Here is a 21,424-nt window from a genome sequence, read left to right on the forward strand (position 1 = left end):
CATCGAATCAGAACCGAGCTCGCAGCGAGATCACCTGGACGCCTTGCACGCGACGGGTACGGGGGCGAGATCGACGAAGGCGTCACCGTCGATCGTCCACGCCTGCATGAGTTGATGCTTGCTCGCCCCGTACTCATCGAACTCGTACTCGGCGGCCGCCCCGACGTACCGGAGAGGGATCCCCTCGCGGAGCCTGCTCATCATCGTTTTCAGGTCCCGCCACGAGGTCGCCTCGCGGTCGGGGCTGTTGAGGTCGCGAAGGACGCTCAGCAGCGCGCGCCCGGACGACGGGATCTCCCCGGTCGTGGCCTGAGCGTACACGAGGCCCATCGCGATGAGGACGACGCCGTCGTAGTAGAAGTGCGCCGCGGGGAGCGGCGCCTCGCCGCCCCAGCGGCGGGAGAAGCGATCGATGAAGGCAGCGCCGTTTCCGGCCGTGCAGCCGCCCGCCTCTCCGGATTCGGTCATGGCAGGGCACTCGCTCGGCAGGCTGAGCGAGGGCGAGACGCCGACGTATCCGTCGAGGGTGCCTGTGGGGATGTTGGCGAGGAGCACCTCGGTGCGCAGCGCCGGCCCGAGGAGCCAGGTGCCCGGGCGCCCGGAGACGGTCCATTCGGTCACGATGGTCGAGCCGGCGGCGGGGTAGGCGGCCAGGAGCGTGCGGCCGGCGCCCGCCTCGAAGGCATCGTCGATCTTGGCCGTGTAGGTCTGCTGGCCCGGCGTGAACATGACCGAGGGGAGGATCCTGCCCCCGAGCGCCGCGAAGTGGGTCGCGAGCTCGTTGCTGACGCTGGCGTTGTAGTCGTCCCGCGCGGCGAGGCTGTTCACGCTGTCGATGCGCTCGCGAGCGGCGATGTGCGCCAGCGCGCAGCCGACCTCGAACGGCGAGGGGGCGAGCCGCATCCAGCCCCCCCTCGCCTCGCTCCGCGCGACGGTGGGAGCGGCATATCCCGGCAACATGTGGAATACGTCGAGCTCCTTCACGTCCCGCGCGATCTCGCGGGCGAGATCGTTCTCCTCGGGTCCGACCAGGTAGGCGACCCGGGCCGTATAGAGCAGCTCGATCAGCCCAGCGAGCCCGCGCTCCGCGCTCGAGTGGCTGTCCCGGCTCAGGATGTCGAACGGCCTCCCGTCGACCCCGCCCGCTGCGTTCAGATCCTCGGCTGCCAGCAACATGGCTTGCTCGAGGTTGCGGCCGATGGCCGACTCGCTACCCGAGAAGGGGAGGAGAGCCCCGATGACGACCGCGTCCTCGGGGCCGTCGGGCGCCGCCGACGAGCATGAAGCGGAGATCATGGCTGCGAGTCCCACGCGCAGCCCAATCTCCCTACAGCGCAGGCTGCGTGTGCTGTGACTCGCCCCCATCGATCGATGGGTGATGACAGCTCATCGATGACGGACCTGTCAAGGGCAGAATCCGTGATGAGAGATGCAGTGACGACCGGCATCGATACGGGAATGGTCGGCTCGGCCACGATCACGACATGTCGAGATCGCACGCTTCACGCCCCGAGGGCGGCGGGGGTGTGAGCGGCACGGCCATCGTGCCATGTCCTGTCACGCGTCTTCACGGCGGCGGCGCTTGCTCCGGTCTCGGATCTCCGGGACGAGGGCTATGCGCCTCTGCCCGCGGGCGTTGCGGCGGTGGCCGCGCGCGGTGCAGGCGAGCGGCCGAGAGCTCACGGCCGCCCGAGAGGAGGCCCGGCGTGAGCCGCCGGGGTGGATGGCCGCAAGGCGGTCAGCGCGGCCTTGTAGACGGCCTGGAAGCGAGCCTGCTCGGGCGCGAGCTCGGCGGCGCGCTTCAGCGGCCCGAGCGCCTCGTCCTTGTGGCCTTGCCGGACCAGGGCGAGGCCCAGCGCGTGGAGCAGCTCGGCTTGCTCGGGAACGCGGGTGATGCCGCGCTGGAGCAGCGCGACGCCGTCCGCGTCGCGATCGAGCTCGCGGTAGAGGTCGGCGAGGTTCACGTAGGTGGGGACGTAGGCGGGCTCGATGCGAAGCGCGGCGAGGTAGGCCTGCTCGGCGTCGCGCGGTTTGCCGGTGCGGGTGAAGACGATGCCCAGGTTGTTCCGGGCCTCGGCGCGATCGGCGTGGAGGGTCTGCGTGGCGATGTACTCGCGCAACGCCAGGTCCAGATCCTGCGCTGCGCGCGCGGGCAAGGCGCCGAGGTCGATGCCCGCGACGACGCGCGCGGCCTCGACGCGCACACCGCGCACGGGATCGGCGAGGAGCGGCGCGGCGACGGCCGCGGTGCGGCGAGGGTCGTGGCCCTCCAGCGCGCCGAGCGCAGCGCGCCGCAGCAGCGGATCGGGATCGGCGAGCGCGGAGCGGAGGACGGCGAGCGACGCGGCCGTCGGGGCGGCGCGCAGCGAGGCGAGCGCGGTGGCGCGCGCGATGGCCGGGATGGCGCTGTCGGCCGCGAGCCGCTGGAGCTCGGCGGCGACGGCGGGGTCGCCGGGCGCGGTGCGCGCGCGAGCGAAGACCTCGGTGTACGTCTGGTAGCTCCGCGCGGGGCGGCCGAGCCAGGCCTGCACGGCGTCGGCGGCCCAGCGCGCGGGCTTTTGCGCGTGGCAGTCGGTGCACGTGTTCGGGATCCCGAGGCGGACCGAGAGATCCGGCCGAGGTACGCGGAAGCCGTGATCGTGACGGACGTCGACGCCCATGTACGTGCGCGCCGGCATGTGGCAGTCGGCGCAGCGCGGAGCGGCGGGCGTGCCGGGCGAGGCGGCGGCGTTCGCGTTGGGCGAGGCGGCGGGCGCGGCGGCGGCGTTCGCGGCGGGCGAGGCGGCGGCGCTCGCGGCGTGGTGGTGATGCGCGGGGACATCGAAGCGCGCCGGTTCGTGGCAGGACGCGCACACGCCGTTGCCCTCGGCGCGCAGACGGCCGGAGTGCGGATCGTGGCAGTCGCTGCACGTCACGCCGGCGTGCGCCATCTTGCTCTGCTGGAACGAGCCGTAGGTGAAGACTTCGTCGCTCATCACGCCGTCGGGCGCGTAGAAGGGTTCGGTCAGCAGCTCGAGCGCGACGCTGTCGAGCAGCGGGGCGCCGTGCCGGAGCGGCTGCGAGAGGGTCTCGCGGCGGCTGTGGCAGAGCGCGCACGCGGCGCTCTCGGCGCCGCTCGAGGGGCCCTTGTCACGCCGCGCGGTGCCGCTGGGCAGCCGTGTCCACGTGGCGTTCTTGCGCTCGTCGAAGCGCACGTCGAGGCCCTTCGAGGGGTCCGGCGTTCGCACCCGGGTCCAGTCGAGGTGGCGCGCGCCGCCGCCGTGGCAGCCCTCGCACCCGACGCTGATCTCGGACCAGGTGGTGGTGAAGCGGTCCGCGGCCGCGTCGTAGCCCTTCGTGACGTGCGTCGAGTGGCACTCGGCGCACATGTGGTTCCAGTTCTGGCTGGCAGAGGTCCAGTGCAGCACGTCGCCGGCGCGCACGCTGTCGCGCTCGTGCAGGTGGTACCAGCGCTGCCCACCGCGCGCCTTCGGGCGCGCGTCCCACGCAAACGGCAGCGCCTGCAGGCGCCCGCCCGGGCCGGCCACGAGGTACTGCTGGAGCGGCTCGACGCCGAAGGTGTACAGCACCTCGTAGCGGTGCAGCCGGCCATCGGGGCCGTCCGTGGTGACCCAGTATTTGCCGTCCTGGCGATCGAACCGGTGGACCTGCCCGGCGTAGCGCAGGCGCGCCCCCTCGAAATCGCCGAGCACGGTGGCGGCGCTCGCGTGCTGCATGGCCCGCGCGTGCTGCGAGCCCTGCCACGCGGCGTGCTCCTCGGCGTGGCACGGCGCGCAGCGGTCGCTGCCGACAAAATCGGCCGCTGCGCGCCCTGGCGTGCGCTCCGCCGGGCGTCCCGGCGCAGCGGCAGCCGACGAGGCCGTCGCGGCGTCGCCGTGCGCCGCCCCGGGGCTCGCCTCCGACGCGCTCGCCGTGGAGGCGCCGGCTGGCGCGAGGGAGGATGCGCCCGTGGGCGCGCGCCAGACAACGAGCCCGGCGAGCGAGAGGGTCAGGACGGCGATGGGCCACCAGCGAGCGAGTCGGGGATCGGGCATGGGCGGAGCGGAGGCGAGCACCGCCGCGAGGCCCGGGTCGTGCAGAGACGCCCGGGCCTCGCGTGCGGCGCCGTGTGCGATCACTCGGTGAGGATGACGCGGCGGTCGGTTGCGTAGTGCGCCCACGCGGCGGCGAGCTCGGCCACCACGTCCGGATGAGCCGCGGACACGTCGTTGATCTCGCCGCGGTCGGTGGCCAGATCGTACAGCGCCCAGGCGCGCGGCGTCGGGCCATAGGGCGCGCTGAGCCACAGCAGCTTCCAGTTGTCGCGGATCACGTAGCGGTGGTTGCCGTGCTCCCAGATCAACGCCTCACCGGGCGCGCGCACGCGGGTCTCCCGATCCTCGAGCACCGGCAATATCGAGTGCCCGCTGATGGGCTCGACGTCCCTGCCCTTGTAGGTCCTCCCCGGATCGGGCACACCGGCCAGCTCGAGCACGGTCGGCAGGAGATCGACGACATGCGTGGTCCCGTCGAACTGCGGCTTCGCATGGTGCTGCCCCGGCAGCCGCACGATGGCCGGAACGGCGACGCCGCCTTCGGTCGTGTAGCTCTTCCACAGCCGGAACGGCGTGGCGCTCACCTCGGCCCAGCGGGGGCCGACGCCGATGTACGAGCCCGGCCTCCCCAGGTTCTCGAGCGTGTTCACGACAGGCCCGGAGCGGCTCGGGTCGTTCGCGGCGAAGGTCTCGCGATTGCCACCTTCCGCGCCGTTGTCGGACTGGAAGAAGATGAAGGTGTTGTCGTACTCGCCGACGCGCTTGAGATACTGGATCAACCTGCCGATGTTGGCGTCGAGGTTCTCGACCATGGCGGCGTAGATCTCCATGCGCCGCGCTTCGTAGATCCTCTCCTCCGGCGTCAGCTGCTCCCAGGTCTTCGGGTTGCTGCCGTCGCTCGGCAAGCGGGGGTTCGGCGTGAACGACTCGGGGATGATGCCGCGGCTCTTCAGCCGCGCGAGGCGCTGCTCGCGGATGACGTCGTGGCCCGCGTCGTAGCGGCCGCGGTACCTGTCGATGTACTCGGGCGGAGCCTGGAGCGGCCAATGCGGCGTCGTGTACGTCGCGAACGCGAAGAACGGCTTGCCGTCGGCGCGGTTGCTCTCGATGTACTGGATGAGCTTGTCCGTATAGAGCTCGGTCGCGTAGAAGCCGCGCGGCGGCTGCGTGTACACGCCGTCCTCGCGATAGAGCTGCGTCTGCGCGGTCGTGGGCGGGTCGGCGTACTCGTTGAAGAACGTCGCCACGCCGCCGAGCAGGACGTACGATCTCTCGAAGCCGCGCGCCGGCGGGCTCTGATCCTCCGCGTCGCCGAGGTGCCACTTGCCGGCGATGTACGTGTGGTAACCGGCGTCCTTCAGGAGCTCTGCGACGGAGAGCGCGTTGTCGGTCAGGTAGCCCTCGTAGCCGGGCTGCCCTGCTTGCGGTCCATTGCCGCCGCCCATGCGGCCCAGTCCGACGGCGTGGCTGTCGGTGCCGGACACGAGCATCGCGCGGGTCGGCGCGCACAGCGATCCGGAGCGGTGCCCGGTGAGGATGCGGCCCTCGGCTGCGAGGGTATCGAGGTTCGGGGTGCTGATCTCGCCGCCGAACGCGCCGAGGTCCGAGAAGCCGAGATCGTCGGCCACGATCGTGACGATGTTGGGCAGCTCGGCGTCCGCGCCGGCGCCACCGGCGCCACCGGCGCCACCAGGACCACCGGCGCCGCCGGCGCCACCAGGACCACCGGTGCCGTCCGATCCCCCTGCGCCGCCGGCACCACCAGCGCCGCCGGCCCCGCCAGCGCCGCCGGCCCCGCCAGCGCCGCCGGCCCCGCCAGCGCCCCCGGCCCCGCCAGCGCCGCCGGCCCCGCCAGCGCCGCCAGCGCCGCCGGCCCCGCCAGCGCCGCCGGCACCACCGGCGCCGCCGGCACCACCGGCGCCGCCGGCCCCGCCGCCAGCACCGCCCGATCCCCCTGCACCGCCGGCGCCCTCGCCTGCCGCGCCAGCCTCGCCTCCGCCGGAGCCGCCCGTGGCGCTGCCGGTGCTGCTCGTGGAACCGCCCGATCCGCTGCTCGAGCTGGCGGCCTGACCGGCGCTGCCCGGGTCGTCGTCGCTCCCGCAGGCGATCGGGCCGAGCAGCGTGGCGAGCAACCAGGGCCCGCCCGCGAGCGCCGAGCCAATCCATCGATGACGTTCGAAGAACCGCTTCATACCTGTCCTGTCTCCTCGGGGTGCTGGAGGCGCCGCAGGCCGGAGTCGAACGTCGTCGGAAGCGAGTACCCGCCATGCCCCTGAAAGGACACCTCGGTCAGGCGCGCTGGCAAAAGGTCAGCCGGGCGCGCCACGAGAAGGGCGGACTCTGACGGTGATGAGCCGCGTGGCTCGGCCGTCACGACGAATGGCGGCGTGGCGCGTCGCCTTCGACGCACCACGCTGCCTCGTTGTTCTCCTCGCCGCAGCGCGCGCCGCGGCGCATGCGGCTACCTACAGCAAGAACAGCGAGCGCTCGTTCGACGGCACGCGCCTCGGACCCCCGGGTGAGAACCGACGGGCCGCGTGGCAACGAGGGAAGGAAACATGGCGTCCGTTATAACGGATCCTGTGTCGTTATACAAGACAATTCGCGCTCGCGCCCGCGAGCGTCAGAGACGAGCGCGAGAGCCGTGAGCAGCGGATGCGAGGAGTCCGTCCCGGCGCACCGCCCAGCACACGAGCAGCGCAGCACCCGCGCGCCACGCGCCAGTCCGGCACACGAGGAGCGCGGCGCACGCGCGGCGCGCTCCGACCGGCGCCCGAGCTCAGCGCCCGAGGAGCGCAGCGCACGCGCGGCGCGGGGGTTGGCACACGACGCGCTTGAGGGGACAGCGCCAGCGCGGAGCGCCGCTGCAGAAAGGTATCGATCGATCATGAGCACGAAGACCATCGGAATGGATCAGACCCTCGTGGAGGCGGACGTCACGGAGCTGGAGCTCGACACGGACGACCTCGATGCGGTCGCCCGCTGCGTCGCCCTGACCCCGGACGGCGCCTCCTGTCCGCACTACTGGGAGATCTACGATTTCTGAGCCTGCCGGGCGAGGCGATGGAAATGAGCGCGCCGGTGCCGCCGGAGCCCGCCAAGGCCGCGGGCGGCACCGGCGCTCCGTCCCGCCGTCGAACGCACCTTCACGGAGCTCTGGCAATGCAATCGGACGAACCGCAGGTGTTGAAGGCCGTCGAGGACGCGCTGGCGAACAGCCGGCCGTTCGGCGACTGCGACCACATCCATGCGTGCACGTGGCGTCATGAAGAGCGCCGGCTCGAGATGCTCGAAGGGCACGTCCCGCCGAGCCGCGCGCTGCTCGCCGCGCTCCGGGGCGCCGGCGCGGCGCGCCGCCGCCGCCGCGTCCTCGGCGATCCCGTGGTGCGCGCCGCGATCCACGACGCGCTCGGCCATCACCGGCTGCGCGTCAGCCACCCGCGGCCCGAGGAGATGGAGCAGGTCCTGCGGGAGGCCGCCGCCCACGCCGCCGCCCACGACGCCGACGCGCGCCGGGACGCGCCGCTCGCCGCCGGCTCCGCGCGCGCTGTCCGCCTCGGAGAGGCGCCCCACCACGGCTTCGTCTGGTGCGGCGGCGACGACGATCGGCCCTTCTCCCGGCGGTTCGCGGCGCTCTTCCGGCAGAGGCTCCCCTGGCTGCGCCCCGCAGCGCCGGACGCGCACGAGCGGGACACGCTGGCGCAGGGCGCCCGTCTCCTCGACGCCCTCCTCCCGGAGCTCGCCCGGAGCGCGCTCGCGCACACCCAGCTCGTCGTCGTCGCCGGGCCCGACGGCCATGCGCCCGCGCAGGCGCGCGGCTTCCGGTCGGCGACCGTCGCGGGCCTCTTCGGGACCATCGTCCTCGGGCCGGTCACGCTGAAGACGCCGTGGTCCGCGGCCGAGCACCTCCTGCACGAGTCGATGCACCTCAAGTTCATCGATCTCGAGCTGACCCACTCGCTTCTGCGCAAGGGGTACCGGATCGACGGATCCCCTGTCGTGAGCCCGCCGTGGCACCGGCGCGACCCGAGCGGGCTCCGCGACTGGACGGTGAACCGCATGCTCACGGTCCTGCACGTCTACGTCGCGCTCGCGCTCTTCTTCCGCGCGGTGGAGCGGCGCGCCCCGGCGCTCGAGGCGGAGTTCGGGCCGCTCGGCGACCTCGACCCGGCGCTCCAGGCGCGTCGCTCGTTCGATCGCGCCCATTTCCTCGCGCACGCGCTGCGCCGCCACGAGGGGGAGCTCGGCGCCGCGGGGAGGAAGTTCTGCGCCTGGCTGGACGGCCTGCTCGCGGCGCTCGACCCGTCGCCGCCGCCCGCGGGCTCGGAGGTCCACCTCCTGCTCGACCTCTACGCGCGCGAGGCCGCGGCGCTGCGCGACAGGCTCGCCAGGGGCGCGGCGCCGCCGCCCGCGGCGCGCCTCGTCGACGAGATCGCGACGACCGAGCTCCGGGCGGCGCGCGACGTGCTCGCGGCGCTCGAGGACGCGCCGCCGCTGCGCGACGAGCCCGCGCCCCCCGCCACGCCGGCCGAGCGGCTCTGGGACGTCCGCGCGCGCATTTCCGCGTCGCTGCGCCTGGTCCCCACGGAAGCGTATTGCCGCCGCCGCGCGGACAGCACGAAGACGCCCGCGGAGCTCGTCCGAGACATGCTCGAGGGATCGAGCGACGCGGTGAGCGCCCTGTTCCGCGAGCTCGGGCCGGCCTGAGCGACCCTCGCGCCCCTCCCACCTCTCGCACACGCGCCCACGCACCGATCCGTCGATGACCGGCCCCGCGGCGATCGTGGCGGAGGCTGGACCCGCCGGATCGCGCCCCCTAACCTCGGTGGCGACACGATGTCGTGACCGCAATGTCACCGCGATGTCGCCGTCGTCCCCGGGACGAGACGGCGGATCGCGCGGGCGCGGCGCCTGTCGAGGTGGTCCAGCCATGAAGAGAGATCCGAGCTTGAACGGCGTCAGATTCGAGGCCCCCGGCCCGGGCCCCTGGGAGGTCGAGCGGGCGCACTTCATGCGGCCCATCACCCGGTTCGCCGCCGGGCCGTTCACGCGCGGGATGCCCAGGGGCTTCGCCGAGGGCTCCGACCGCTTCGGGCTCCTCGTGAGCCACATGAAGCCCGCCGTCGTGAACGGCTTCATGTACTCGCAGCTCGTCGTCCACGGCGCGCCGGAAGGGGCGAGCGGGCCGCCGCCGAAGCTCGCGCTGTGGCTCCTCCTGCGCCTGCACCCGCGGCTGCGCGCGCGCATCCGGCAGACCCGCCGCGTGTTCGAGGGGAAGCTCTGGCGCGAGGACCTCGACCGGTGGGATCGCGTCGACCGGCCGCGCGCCACCGAGAAGAACCTCGCCGTCCAGGCGATCGACCCCGCCCCGCTCGACACGGACGCGCTGATCGCGCACCTGCGGCGCGCCGAGGCGCACATGGAGGACATGGTCGCCCTGCACCACCGCTACAACTTCGCCGCCGTCCTCCCGATCGGCGACTACCTCGCGCACGTCGGCGCGTGGACCGGCGCGGGCCCCGGCGAGGCGCTCGCGCTGCTCCAGGGGACCACGCCGCTCGCGAAGGGCGTCGCGACCGAGGAGCTCCAGGTCCTCGCCAGGGCCCTGCGCGAGAGCGCGGCGGGCCGCGAGGCGCTCGCCCGGCGGGGCGATCCGCAGGCGACGCTCGACGCGCTCGCGGCGCTGGAGGGCGACGTCGGCCCGGCGACGCGCGCGTACCTGCACCTCGTGCGCTTCCGCACGGTGGGCTACGACGTGGCCGACAAGACCGGCGGCGAGCTGCCGGACACGCTCGTCGGGGCGATCCGGGCGGCCGTCGAGGGCGATCGCGGGGACCGGGCGCTCGCCGCGCGCGACGCCAAGGAGAGGGCGCTGCGCGAGCGCGTGCCCGCGGCCCACCGCGCGGAGTTCGACGGGCTGCTCCGCGAGGCGCGCCACATGAGCCGGCTCCGCGACGAGCGCGCGCTCTACTCGGACAGCTGGGGCACCGGGCTCGCGCGCCGGGCCGTCCTCGAGGCGGGGCGCCGCCTCGCCGCCGCCGGCAAGGTCGACGACCCCGAGCACGCCGCCGACCTCACGCTCGAGGAGATGATCGGCCTGCTGCGCGACAGGCGCGAGCCGTCCGCCGCGGAGATCGCCGGGCGCGCGCGCTGGCGCGCGACGGCGACCCTCGCCGACGCCCCCCCGTGGCTCAACATGCCCCCGGGCCCGCCGCCGCCGTCCGACGTCTTCCCGGCCCCCGCGCGCCGCGCGTCGCTGGCCGTCGACGCGCTCATGCGGGCCATGTTCGCGGAGTCCGAGGCCCGGAACACGGAGACGACCGTCCGCGGCCTGTCCATCAACGAGGGCGTCTACGAGGGCACGGCGCGCGTCGTGACCGGCCCGGACGACTTCGGGCGCATCCAGCAGGGCGACGTGCTCGTGACGCGCGCGACGTCGGCGTCGTTCAACGTCGTGCTCCCGCTGCTCGGCGCGATCGTGACCGACCGCGGCGGCCAGCTCTGCCACGCGGCGATCGTCGCGCGCGAGTACGGCATCCCCGGCATCGTCGGCACGCGGGAGGCGACGGTGACGATCCCGGACGGGGCGCGCGTGCGCGTCGACGGGGCGGCCGGCGAGGTGACGATCCTGGCGCCCGCGCCCGAGCGCCGCGCGCAGGAGGCGGCGCTGTGATCGCGGCGCTGCACGAGGCGCTGGGGGAGGGGGATTTCGGGGGCAAGGCGGCGCAGCTCGGCCGCGCGCACCGGAGCGGCCTGCCGGTGCCGCCGGCCTGGGCGCTGTCGGCGGGGTTCGTCGAGCGCGTCGTCGGCGGCGAGGGCGAGGCCGTGGACCGGCTCGTCGAGGCGTTCCGCGCGCTCGGCGGGCCCGTGGCCGTGCGGTCGTCCGGCATCGGCGAGGACGGCGCGTCGGCGAGCTTCGCGGGCCAGCACGCGACGGAGCTCAACGTGCGGGGCCGCGAGGGCCTGGTCGAAGCCGTCCACCGGGTACACCGCTCGGCGCGCACCGAGGCCGCGCTGGCCTACCGGCGGCGGCTCGGGCTCCCGCCGGAGCCGCGCATGGGCATCGTCGTGCAGCGGCTCGTCGAGGCCGACTGCGCCGGGGTGCTCTTCACGCGCGACCCGACCACGGGCGCCGACGAGCGCGTCGTCGAGGCGACGTGGGGCCTCGGCGAGGCGGTCGTCGCGGGCCTCGTGACCCCGGACAGCTACCGCATGGCGCGCGGCGGGCGCGTCCTCGATCGGCGGCCGGGCGACAAGGACATCGCCATCCTGTGGGCCGACGAGGGCGGCACGCGGGAGGTCGAGGTCGAGCCGGAGCGGGCCGCGGCGCTGTGCCTCGACGACGCCCGGCTCGCCGCGCTGGAGGCGCTGGCCGCGGCGTGCGAGGCGGCGTTCGGCGGCACGCAGGACATCGAGTGGGCGTTCGCGGGCGACCGGCTGTACCTGCTCCAGCGGCGGGCGATCACGCGTGGCTGAGGCCTCACCCCGCGTGCCGGTGCGGCTGCTCGCCGCCATCGCCCTGTCCACGGCGCTCGCGCCGCTCAACTCCACGATGGTGGCCGTGGCGCTGCCCGAGATGGCGCGCGACCTCCACGAGGGCTCGGGCGAGCTCCGCCAGGGGCTCGTGACGAGCTACCTGCTCACGAACATCGTCCTGCAGAGCCCCGGGGGGAAGCTCGGCGACCGGCTCGGCCACCGGCGCGCGCTCGCGCTGGGGCAGCTCGTCTTCGCGCTCGGCGCCGCGCTCGCGTACGTGTGGCCGGTGCTCCCGGTGCTCACGGCGTCGCGCGTCGTGATGGCCGCGGGCGCCGCGATCCTCGCCCCGAGCGCGACGGCCATGCTCCGCACGGAGCTGCCGCCCGAGGTGCGCGGCCGCGCGTTCGGCGCGTTCGGGGCGCTGATGGGCATCGCGGCGGGCATGGGCCCGAAGGTCGGCGCGCTGCTCGTCGGGCACTTCGGCTGGACGTCGATCTTCCTCGCGAACGTCCCGGTCCTGCTCGTGTCGGCCGCGCTCGCGCGAACGGCGCCGCCCGCCGCGCCCGCGGCCCTCGCGGACGCGCCGCCTGCGGCGCCCGCTGCGGCCGGGGTGCCCACCGCGCCGGCGTCCGCCGCGGGGCCCGCCGCGCCGGCGTCCGCCGCGGGGCCCGCCGCGCCGCCGGGGCGCTTCGACTTCCTGGGATCGGCGCTGCTCGGCGCCTCGCTCATGGGCCTCGTGCTCGGCCTGGAGAACGCCCACCTCCGCTGGGCGGCCGCCGTCGGCGCGCTCACCCTCGTGCCGTTCGTGCTCTGGGAGCGGCGCGCGGCCGACCCCGTGATCGACCTCTCGCTGTTCCGGCGGCGCGTCTTCATGGGCGGCAGCCTGATCATCGCCCTCCAGAACTTCGCCATGTACTCGGTCCTGTTCGAGCTGCCGCAGGTGGCGGCGCGGCTGTCCGACGTGGGCCCGCGCGACGTCGGCAACACGCTCGTGGCGATGATGGCGATGATGGTCGTCGCCTCGCCGCTCGCCGGCCGCGCCTCCGAGCGCTTCGGCGCGCGCGCGGTCGCCCTCGTCGGCTGCTCGCTCGCCCTCGCCGGCATGGTCCTGCTCGCGGCGCGGCCGCTCGTCGCCATCACCGACGCGATCCCGGCGCTGCTCATGCTCGGCGCGGGCCTCGGGCTCACGTCAGCGCCTTCCCAGGCCGCCGCCATCAGCGACGTCCCGCGCGACAGGAGCGCGATGGCCGCGGGCCTCACCTCGACGATGCGCTACGTCGGCGGCGTCGGCGGCCTGACCGTGCTCGGCCTCGTCCTCACAGAGACGCGCGACCGCGAGGCCGTCCTGCGCGAGCACACGACGGCCGTCGCGGTCTTCTGCGCGGCGCTGCTGCTGGCGATCGGCTGCGCCCTGACCCTGCCGGGCCGGGGGGCGGCACAGGCCAGGGCGCCGCGGTAGCGCCGCGCCGGCACCAGGCCCTCGGGGCGACCGCGCCGGCCTTGCGCTGTCGTACCTCCGCGGCCCGGGCGTGCACCCACGACCCCGCATCCTTTCGAGGGGCTCGATCGTCATGGGGGTGGCAGGCCGATCGGCGGCCTCGCCCTCATCCCTTCCAAGGAGCAAGTCGACCCATGCAATCCCTTCACGGTCAGCGTGTCCTCGTCACGGGTGGAAGCCGCGGCCTCGGCCTCGGCATCGTCGAAGCGCTCGTCGCCCAGGGGGCGGAGGTCACCGTCGTCGCGCGCGACAAGGGGCACCTCGACGCGGTCGCGCAGCGGCTCGGGGTCCGCACGATCGCCGGGGACGCGACGGACCGCGCGCTCGCGGCGCGCCTGCTGCGCGAGGTTCGCCCCGCGGTCGTCGTGCTCAACGCCGGCGCGGTGCCGGTGATGGCGCCGCTCCACGAGCAGACCTGGGAGGCGTTCTCGGCGCCCTGGGAGACGGACGTCAAGGCAGGGCTCCACTGGATCCAGGAGGCCATCCGCCTGCCGCTGGTCGCCGGCAGCCGCGTGCTGATCGGCTCGAGCGGCGCCGCCGTGGCCGGGTCCCCCCTTTCGGGCGGCTACGCCGGGGCAAAGCGTATGCTCTGGATCATGGCCAGGTACGCGAACGGCGTCTCGGAGGAGGCGAAGCTCGGGATCCGGTTTCAGGCGATCGTCCCGCGACAGATGATCGGCGGCACCGGCGTCGGGGGCGCGGGGTCGCGGGCGTACGCCGCGCGAAAGGGGATCACCCCGGACGAGTTCCTCGCGGGGTTCGGGGCGCCGATGCCCCCGCGGCAGCTCGGGGAGCACGTGGTCACGATCCTCACGGATCCGAGGTACGAAGCGGGGAACGCGTTCAGCCTCAAGGGCGACACCGGCATTCAACCGCTCGACGGCTGAGGACCATGGCGGAGCGCGACCCCCTCGTCTCGGAGCTGCATCAAGGGCGCGAGCGGTTCCTGGCGCTCGTCGCGGACGTGCGGCCGGACCTGCACCGCTATTGCGCGCGCATGACCGGCTCGGTGGCCGACGGCGAGGACATCGTGCAGGAGACGCTCGCCCGCGCGTATTACGCGCTGTCGGAGCTCGACTCCCTGCCGCCGCTCCGGCCGTGGCTGTTCGGCATCGCCCATCGGCGCGCGATCGATCACCTTCGCCGGTACGACCGGCGGATGGGGCGGCCGCTGGAGGTCGTGCTGGACACGGCGACGGCGGGAGGGCTCGATGCCGAGGACACCCTCGCGCAGGAGGAGGCGGTCCGCGCCGCCCTGTCGCGGTTCGTCGCGCTGGCCCCCATGCAACGGAGCTGCGTGATCCTGAAGGACGTGCTCGGGCACGCGCTCGACGAGATCGCCGAGCTCCTCGAGATGAGCGTCCCCGCCGTCAAGGCCGCGCTGCACCGCGGGCGCGCGCAGCTCCGGAAGGAGAGGGAAGACGACGTCCCCGCGTCCGAGGCGGCGCCCCGCGACGTGTCACCTGACATCGCGCGTTATGCGACCCTGTTCAACGCGCGCGATTGGGACGGCGTGCGCGCGATGCTCGCGGAGGACGTGCGGCTCGATCTGGTCTCGCGATCCCGGCGCGCGGGGCGGCGCGCCGTGGGCGGCTACGTGACGAACTACGCGAGCAAACACGACTGGCACATGGTCCCGGCCTGGCTCGAGGGGCGCGAGGTGCTCGCCGTATTTAGGGGCGCGGGCGACGAGCGGCCGGGTTATTTCATCGAGCTATCGGTGGCGGACGGACGGGTGACTTCGATTCGAGACTTCAGGTACGTGCCGTACATCGCCCGCGACGCGACGTTCACGATCGCCTCCGCTGCGCCGCCGCCCCGCCATCGGTAGCGACGCTCTCGGTCCGCCCCGCCTCGTTCGCCTTCGGCGCCCGCGGTTCATGACAAGGACCGGCGGCCGCGCGCGGGGGAGGCGCCGCCGCCGAGCGACGTTCAGGGAGGGACGGTGGAGGTCACAACCAACCGCAGCCGCCATCGAAGTCGCCGGGGGGCACGGGCTCCGTGGACGACAGCGATTCACGACAGGCATTCTCGATGTTCTGTCGCAACATCAACATCAGGTTGTTGTCGTCCTGGATGTCCGTGTCCGAGTACTCCCCGAGCCACGCCCCGACCGACGGCTTCATCATCTCGATGACCCCGAGCGAGCGCTGGCAGTCGCCCGCCTGGTAGAAATCGAGCGCGCCGCGCAGCGCCAGGTACATGTTCAGCATCATGTACGGCTTGCCCGAGCCGCCGTCGGAGATGTTCCACCACATCGAGTCGGGGTTCTGCCCGGGGGGCAGCGCGTTGAGCAGCGTGGTGTCGACCTTCTCCGCGGCTCCGTCCTTCGCCGAGGTCCAGTCCGCCGTCACCTGGAAGGCTGCCTGGCCCGGCCCGATGTCGTCGCCGAGGGACGGGTCGGCGAGGAGCTCCACGAACAGACCACCACCGCCGCCGCGGCGGCTGCCGCCCACGTCGGTCGCGCCGTCGCGCTGGCCGATGAACAGCGCCGGCATCTCCAGGCTCGCCCCCGTGGCGTCGGCGGTCGCCCGCTTCGTCCCGTAGATGCGCCCCACCGTGTAGCCCGCGGACGGGGTCACCTCCAGGCTGAACCCCGTTGCCAGCGGGAAGAGCGTGGTCTTCGCCTCCTCGGAGAGCAGATCGCCGAGGTCGCCCGCGCTCAGCGCGTAGGCGTACGTGCCCGCGCCCATCGAGCCCAGCGCCGACGGGATCTTCACATGAAAGCGCTCGCCCACGCCGATCACGCCGAACGCCGTGCCGTCCTCCACCAGCGCCTCGCCAAGGCCCAGGATGTGGTCGGGGTCCGTGATACCGCTGGTCGCGTGCCCGCTCGTGAGCAGGAGCACGCGGTGCGCGCCCTCGAAGCCCGCCGCGTCGCCCTCCTCGAACGCCTTCTCGGCGGCGGCGATCCCCTCGTAGAGGCCGACGAGCTCGCCGTCGCCCTCGCCGAGCCGCTCGTCGACGATGAGGCTCGTGAGCTCCGCCGACTCCGGCTCTGCGAGGAAGACGCGGCGCTCGGCCCTCTCGCCATAGCGGATGACGCTGACGCGGTCCTCGGGGCGGAGGCGGGCGAGCAGCTTCATCATTCCCAGGTCCAGCGCGTCCTCGTCGATGGCGGCGAAGCTGCTGCTCTCGACGGCGATCGCCAGGTGAACCGGCGGCCTCTCCAGCTTCGAAGGGTCGACCGCGGTGTTCATCGCGACGAAGGCCATCGTCCAGTTGCCCCCGTTGAAGCGCGGCGCCACCGCGAGGAACGGGTGAACGCAGACGTCCTTGCCGCAGTCGGCGTCGGGCAGGTCGAACGCGTGCTCGGCGAAGAAGCCGACCGGATCCAGCGTGTCGAGCGTGGGCACCTTCCCCGCCTTCACCAGCGCGCGGAACTGGGAGATGTCCTGCGCCCCGCCCTGGGCCACGTTGACCGAGCCTGTGGGGACTTCGCCGCCCGCGCCGACGCTGCTGTGGTCGGAGCAGCCGACGGCGGCGGCGCAGAGACCGAGTGAGACAAGCTTCATCTTCGACACCATGTGGCTTCTCCTCATTCGTAAGCAATCAACAGATCCGCGGACGTGTTGGGCGTCTGGTAGCCAGCGTCGCACTCGTCACGTCCGGCGAGCACGCGCTCGGCGCGGCCCACCCGGACGCGGAAATCCGGCCCTTCGAGGGCGTCTCCAGGGCTCAGCAGGGTCCTGGCGCCGCCGTGGTACACCGCGACCGCCGCGTCGGTGACGTAGGCGCCGCAGCCCAGCCGGTCGCCCTCGCACTCGGTCGGCTCGATCGAGGCCGTGAGGCCGACGAGCTGGAGCTCGGAGAGGTTGCGATAGACATCGAGCCGCTTCTCCGAGTCGATGGCCGAGACCTCGAGGTGGTCGCCGAGGCTGTCGTTCGTCGCGAGCCATCGCACCTTCTCGCCCGCCGAGAACGGGAAGTCTTCGATCGGAATGCAGAGATAGTGCGTCTGAGAGGGGAAGCTCGGATCCGGCTCGCCGCCGCCCTCGCCGCCGGTGCCCATCGCACCCTCGCCGCCGGCGCCGCCGGCAGCGCCACCGACGTCGGCTCCGCCAGCACCCGCGCCGCCAGCGTCCATGCCGCCTGCGCCCATGTCGCCGGCAGCGCCACCGCCGCCGGCTTCACCAGCACCCGCGCCGCCCGTGCCCATGCCGCCCGCGCTGCCCGAGCCACCGCCGCCGTCGATCCTCGGAGAGCCCATGGTCAATTCGATGCAGCCGTCCGACAACGCATCGATGGCCATGATCTTGCCGACCAGGTTCGTCCAGGGGGCGGCCCACTGGAAGGACGATTGCGGCACGCTGGCGCACGCCGAGGGCGCGACGTTCGTCAGCAGCGCGCCCTTCTTCACCTGTCCGGGCGTCACGACGGTGTCCGGCTCCAGCGCGACGCGCCCCGCCACCGCGTCCGTGTCGTCCCAGAAATCGCGGTTGTCGCTCACGTTTCGCGGGATCTCGACGTTTTGCAGGTTGGACCACCACACCATCACAGGCCGCATTCCATCCGTCTCGAGCAGCACCACATCGCAAGCCTCTTCCGAGGCCGGCACCGTCCCATCGAAGTCGCCTGCGGCGCGGCGGGCCACGTCCCCGTTGAGCGGGAGCGTGTCCTGCGGGTCCAGCCGGTACGTGATCCCGAGGTTGAACGCGCCCGGCCCGAACATGCGTGTCGGATCGCCGGAGGTGACGGCAGAGCAGTCGAGCGACGCGTCCACCCAGCGCACGCGGACGTCCACGATCCCGGGCGTGACGTTGACGAGATAGGCGTCCGTGAGATAGCCGTTGGGTCGTGGGGTGCCGGTCGCGATGCAGGCGACGGCGGACGCCGCCAGGGCCGCGCGCTCGAGCACCCAGGCTGCGCGCGAGCCTTCCCCGGCGGTCCGGGCCGATATCTCCCGGCCGGAAGCAGCGCGCGCCGAGAGGCGCCACGCCGGAACGAGGACCACGAGCGCGGCAAGGTCCGTCGGATCTTGCCAGATGTGCCACGTGATCCCCGCGAGGCCCACGAGCCCCACGAGGAGCTGCGCGGCGGCGGCCGAGAGCTTGATGGCCGCGAACGGCGCGACGACCGCCGCGAACGCCAGCGCTCGCCCGCGCGACGTGCGCGCGTCCACGAGCGCCGCTGCGAGGACGGGGGCGACGACGAGGCCGGCGAGGTCGCTGAGCTTGCCCGTGAGCGCGCCCGGCAAGAGCCCGGCGCCTTTGAGGAGGTGGTCGTTGACCACCAGGAGCGCCAGGGCGCCAAGGAAGAGGGGGTGGCGGAGGACCGCGAATCGCGACGGCGCAGGTCGCTGCGACCGTGACACCAACGTCAGAGCATCCGCGGGGCCGCCGGCGTTTCGCCGTGATGAGTTCAGCATCGAAGCGAGCCCATAGCAGCGCGCGTGCCACTCGCCGCAGCCGTCGGTGCGGCGTGCCATCGGGTCGCGGCCGGCCCCCGCCTTCGCCCGTGCTGCCCTGTCAGGCCCGCCGCCGAGGCGGCGAGCGACGCTGCACGACGGCTGCTCGGAGCGCCGGCGCCGCGCGCCGGCAAACACGCCTTGCTCGCTGCCTCGGCGACGGGCGTTGATCGCCGAGGTTGCTCGGGACCCGGCGTGCTACAGCACCGCCTGGCCCTCGCGCGTCCGCGAGGCGGCGTCTCTCCTGTCCGGCTCGTCCCGGCTTTCTTCGGAGCTCAGCGCGCGCGATGCGACCCTGCCTGGTACTGCCCGCCTCCTCTTTCCTCGCGTCCCTCCTCGGCTGTGGCCCTGTCGGCAGCGAGCCGTCGATCCCCGCGGAAGCCAGCGGGTGTCCCACGCTGTTCGGCGAGGACTTCACCGAGACCCGCGCCGTCGACATCGGCGACGCGTCGTCCGGGACGTTTGTGCCCTACGCCGATGGCGCCGGCGTGCAGCTGATCCTCGGCAACCAGGGCTCGATGATGATCACGCCCTGGGTCCAGGTGGAGGCTCTGCCCGGCGACGCGGAGGAGACATGCCATGTGGTGCGCCTCGCGAACCGGTTCGAGGGCCCGCTCGCCGACGATCCAAGCGGGCTCACCTCGGCGCAGTTCAACGCCCAGTTCGTCAAGGCCGGTTCTTTCCTGGTCTCGGACGGCGCGTTCTACCACCCCTTCGCATGGGACCGCGAGACCCTCGAAGGTCAGAAGCTGGAGCTCACGGTGACCGTGCGCGGCGACGGATACGAGGGCACGAAGAGCGTGAGCCTCGTGCTGGAGTGAAGAGCCCTGCACGTCGCCTCGGCGACCGCGCCCTCGAGGGATGTACGCCGCGACGAGGGGAAGCGCCATTCCCACGAGCCTTCCTCCAGCCAGCGGAGCCGCTGATCGACGAGGATCTCGGCGACCACCCCCTCGCCGGGCGGGGGGTCGCCGATGTCCTGGTGAAGAGGCCGGCCCGGTCCTGCCCGAGCAGCCCCGCGGTCGTCGGATTTCTGATGGGCTCGTGATCAAGGCGCCGGCGCGCGGGCATTCAAGGGGTCGCTGTCCGACGTTCGGCGCTGGTGGCGCGGAGAAACACAATGCTTTCGGCGTGGGTGCAATTTTTGACGCGTGAGTCGCCCCGCAGACCCTGGAGTGTAAGGCGGCCCCCTCGATGCGTGGAAGGGCTTCTTTCGTCGTACCGTCGAGGATCAGATAGGGAATCGGCTTCGGCCTGCTCCTGGCCCCTGGCGAGTAGAGAATCCGCAAGTACCGACAACAGTCCACCTGAGCGGTGCGCGCAGACGCCACGAACTGGAACAGAATTGACTTGAAGACGACCGGCAAAGTGGAGAATAACCTCGGCAGCACGCGCGGGTCGGGCCCCCGGCCGCCACCCCATCGCCCGACTCCGGCGGGATCCTGCTACACGACCCCCTCACGAGGAGCGCTCAACATGCGTCTACGCACTGCACGTCCCACGATCTCTCTGGCCTTGTTCGCAGCGCTGCCTGTCGCGCTCGCCGCCTGCGGCACCGGAGATGGATCGGATTCCAGCGGTTCAGGCGGAGGAGGAAGCTCTGCAGTCAGCACGGGGGTCGACGGCAGCGGCAGCGGCACCGGCAGCGGCACCGGAGGGGCGCCGACGGGCACTGGTGGAGCGTCCTCTTCGGGCGGTACCCCGACCGGGACGGGCGGCGACCTGGCGACGAGCGTCGGCAGCACCGGTGGTGGGGGCCCGGTCGGAACGGGCGGCGCGACGGGAACCGGTGGTGCCGACGGCAGCGGCGGCGGCGGCGGCAACGCCGCGAGCGCCGAGTGGGGCGAGGTGGAGAATCCTGGAGCCGGGTGCTCCGTCGGACCGATGCCGAGCGTCGGTTCGCTCACGGCGAACGCGAAGCTGCCGGACCCCTTCAAGAAGATGGACGGCACCCGCATCTCCGACAGGAGCCAGTGGGCCTGCCGGCGCGAAGAGATCCTCCAGCAAGCCTACGAGTTCATCTACGGCGACAAGCCCGTCCCGGCCGAGGGAGCCGTGTCCGGTACCGTGAGCGAGAGCAGGATCACGGTCGAGGTCAACGATGGCGGCGGCAGCGCCTCGTTCAACCTCACCGTGAACATGAACGGGGCGACGGCGCCCGCGCCGGCCATCATCGGCTACGGCGGCCTGAGCGGCATGCCAGTCCCGCGAGGCGTCGCGACGATCACCTTCACCGCGGTCGAGTCGACGGGCGGCAGCGGCGGGAAGAACGGGCCGTTCTACAGCGTGTACGGCTCGAACCATCCCGCGGGGTACCTCACGGCACAGGCCTGGCAGATCAGCCGCGTCCTCGACGTCCTGGAGCAGAACCCCGGCGTCATCGATCCGCGCCGGGTGGGTGTGACGGGCTGCTCTCGCTGGGGCAAGGGCGCCTTCGTCGCCGGCGCGCTCGACAACCGCATCGCCTTGACCATCCCGGTGGAGTCGGGTCTCGGGGGCACGGTCGGCCTGCGCCTCGTCGAGGTGCTCGACAGCTACAGCGGCGCCGAATGGCCCTATCATGGCATCAGCTACGTCCGCTGGCTCTCGGAGACCGCGCTCGGTCAGTTCACCACGGGCAACAACGCCGGGGCCGACAACACGAACAAGCTGCCCGTCGACATGCACGAGATGATGGGCCTCATCGCGCCACGCGGCCTCTACATCGTGGACAACCCGAGCACCATGTACAACGGGCTCGATAGGAACTCGGCGTGGGTCACCGCCAACGTCGGCAAGATGATCTTCGAGGCGCTCGGCGTCGGAGACCACATGGCCTACACGGGCGCAGGTGGGGCCCACTGCAGCTGGCGCTCGCAGTACACTGCGTCCCTCAACGCGATGATCGACAAGTTCCTGAAGGGCAACGACGCCGCGGAGACGGGCAACTTCGCCACGGACCTGCCCAACCGGCCCAACCACATGGACCACATCGACTGGACACCGCCGACGCTCGCCGGCGAGCTTTGA

The 21,424-nt window shown here is 73.0% G+C and carries 14 protein-coding genes; 9 read left to right on the plus strand and 5 right to left on the minus strand.

What is annotated here, in order from left to right; genetic code table 11:
- Positions 1 to 30: 30 nt before the first annotated feature.
- The 3 genes from WMF24_RS44625 to WMF24_RS44635 form a co-directional block, all read right to left on the minus strand.
- Positions 31 to 1,296: an ABC transporter substrate-binding protein gene (locus WMF24_RS44625; RefSeq protein WP_437733583.1), complete on the minus strand. Its 1,266-nt coding sequence runs from the start codon at positions 1,294 to 1,296 to the stop codon at positions 31 to 33.
- A gap of 383 nt (positions 1,297 to 1,679) precedes the next feature.
- Entirely contained in the window at positions 1,680 to 4,034 is a 2,355-nt protein-coding gene (locus WMF24_RS44630; RefSeq protein ID WP_437733584.1) for a multiheme c-type cytochrome, read from the minus strand.
- A gap of 80 nt (positions 4,035 to 4,114) precedes the next feature.
- On the minus strand, positions 4,115 to 6,226 hold the full coding sequence (locus tag WMF24_RS44635) for an arylsulfatase (protein ID WP_437733585.1): 2,112 nt from the start codon (positions 6,224 to 6,226) through the stop codon (positions 4,115 to 4,117).
- A 695-nt stretch (positions 6,227 to 6,921) separates the two neighbouring features.
- On the opposite strand from WMF24_RS44635, the gene WMF24_RS44640 reads away from it, so the two are divergent.
- From WMF24_RS44640 to WMF24_RS44670, 7 genes are all read left to right on the plus strand, one after another.
- Complete coding sequence (locus tag WMF24_RS44640) at positions 6,922 to 7,080, plus strand: hypothetical protein (protein WP_437733586.1); 159 nt, start codon at positions 6,922 to 6,924, stop codon at positions 7,078 to 7,080.
- 116 nt (positions 7,081 to 7,196) lie between these two features.
- Positions 7,197 to 8,741 carry an aKG-HExxH-type peptide beta-hydroxylase gene (locus tag WMF24_RS44645; RefSeq protein WP_437733587.1) on the plus strand — a complete coding sequence of 515 codons (1,545 nt, stop codon included), beginning with the start codon at positions 7,197 to 7,199 and terminating at the stop codon, positions 8,739 to 8,741.
- 223 nt (positions 8,742 to 8,964) lie between these two features.
- Positions 8,965 to 10,707: a PEP-utilizing enzyme gene (locus WMF24_RS44650; protein ID WP_437733588.1), complete on the plus strand. Its 1,743-nt coding sequence runs from the start codon at positions 8,965 to 8,967 to the stop codon at positions 10,705 to 10,707.
- On the plus strand, positions 10,704 to 11,510 hold the full coding sequence (locus WMF24_RS44655) for a PEP/pyruvate-binding domain-containing protein (protein ID WP_437733589.1): 807 nt from the start codon (positions 10,704 to 10,706) through the stop codon (positions 11,508 to 11,510). Before WMF24_RS44650 ends, WMF24_RS44655 begins: the two co-directional genes overlap by 4 nt.
- Positions 11,503 to 12,969: an MFS transporter gene (locus tag WMF24_RS44660; protein WP_437733590.1), complete on the plus strand. Its 1,467-nt coding sequence runs from the start codon at positions 11,503 to 11,505 to the stop codon at positions 12,967 to 12,969. The genes WMF24_RS44655 and WMF24_RS44660 overlap by 8 nt, the downstream gene beginning before the upstream one ends.
- A gap of 173 nt (positions 12,970 to 13,142) precedes the next feature.
- Complete coding sequence (locus WMF24_RS44665; protein ID WP_437733591.1) at positions 13,143 to 13,895, plus strand: SDR family NAD(P)-dependent oxidoreductase; 753 nt, start codon at positions 13,143 to 13,145, stop codon at positions 13,893 to 13,895.
- Positions 13,896 to 13,900: 5 nt separating this feature from the next.
- A complete protein-coding gene (locus WMF24_RS44670; RefSeq protein WP_437733592.1) occupies positions 13,901 to 14,839 on the plus strand; it encodes an RNA polymerase sigma factor in 939 nt (312 codons plus the stop codon).
- 121 nt (positions 14,840 to 14,960) lie between these two features.
- Here WMF24_RS44670 and WMF24_RS44675 read toward each other — a convergent pair whose 3' ends face one another.
- Entirely contained in the window at positions 14,961 to 16,523 is a 1,563-nt protein-coding gene (locus WMF24_RS44675) for a hypothetical protein (RefSeq protein WP_437733593.1), read from the minus strand.
- 23 nt (positions 16,524 to 16,546) lie between these two features.
- Positions 16,547 to 18,325: a hypothetical protein gene (locus WMF24_RS44680; RefSeq protein WP_437733594.1), complete on the minus strand. Its 1,779-nt coding sequence runs from the start codon at positions 18,323 to 18,325 to the stop codon at positions 16,547 to 16,549.
- A gap of 377 nt (positions 18,326 to 18,702) precedes the next feature.
- Between WMF24_RS44680 and WMF24_RS44685 the strand changes: the two genes are divergently transcribed.
- Both WMF24_RS44685 and WMF24_RS44690 read left to right on the plus strand, forming a co-directional pair.
- Complete coding sequence (locus WMF24_RS44685; RefSeq protein ID WP_437733595.1) at positions 18,703 to 19,236, plus strand: hypothetical protein; 534 nt, start codon at positions 18,703 to 18,705, stop codon at positions 19,234 to 19,236.
- Positions 19,237 to 19,930: 694 nt separating this feature from the next.
- The gene (locus tag WMF24_RS44690; RefSeq protein WP_437733596.1) at positions 19,931 to 21,424 is read left to right on the plus strand and encodes a glucuronyl esterase domain-containing protein; all 1,494 of its coding nucleotides are present in this window, start codon (positions 19,931 to 19,933) and stop codon (positions 21,422 to 21,424) included.

The sequence above is a fragment of the Sorangium sp. So ce1335 genome (assembly GCF_051521615.1).
In the GTDB taxonomy this organism is placed as follows: domain Bacteria; phylum Myxococcota_A; class Polyangia; order Polyangiales; family Polyangiaceae; genus Sorangium.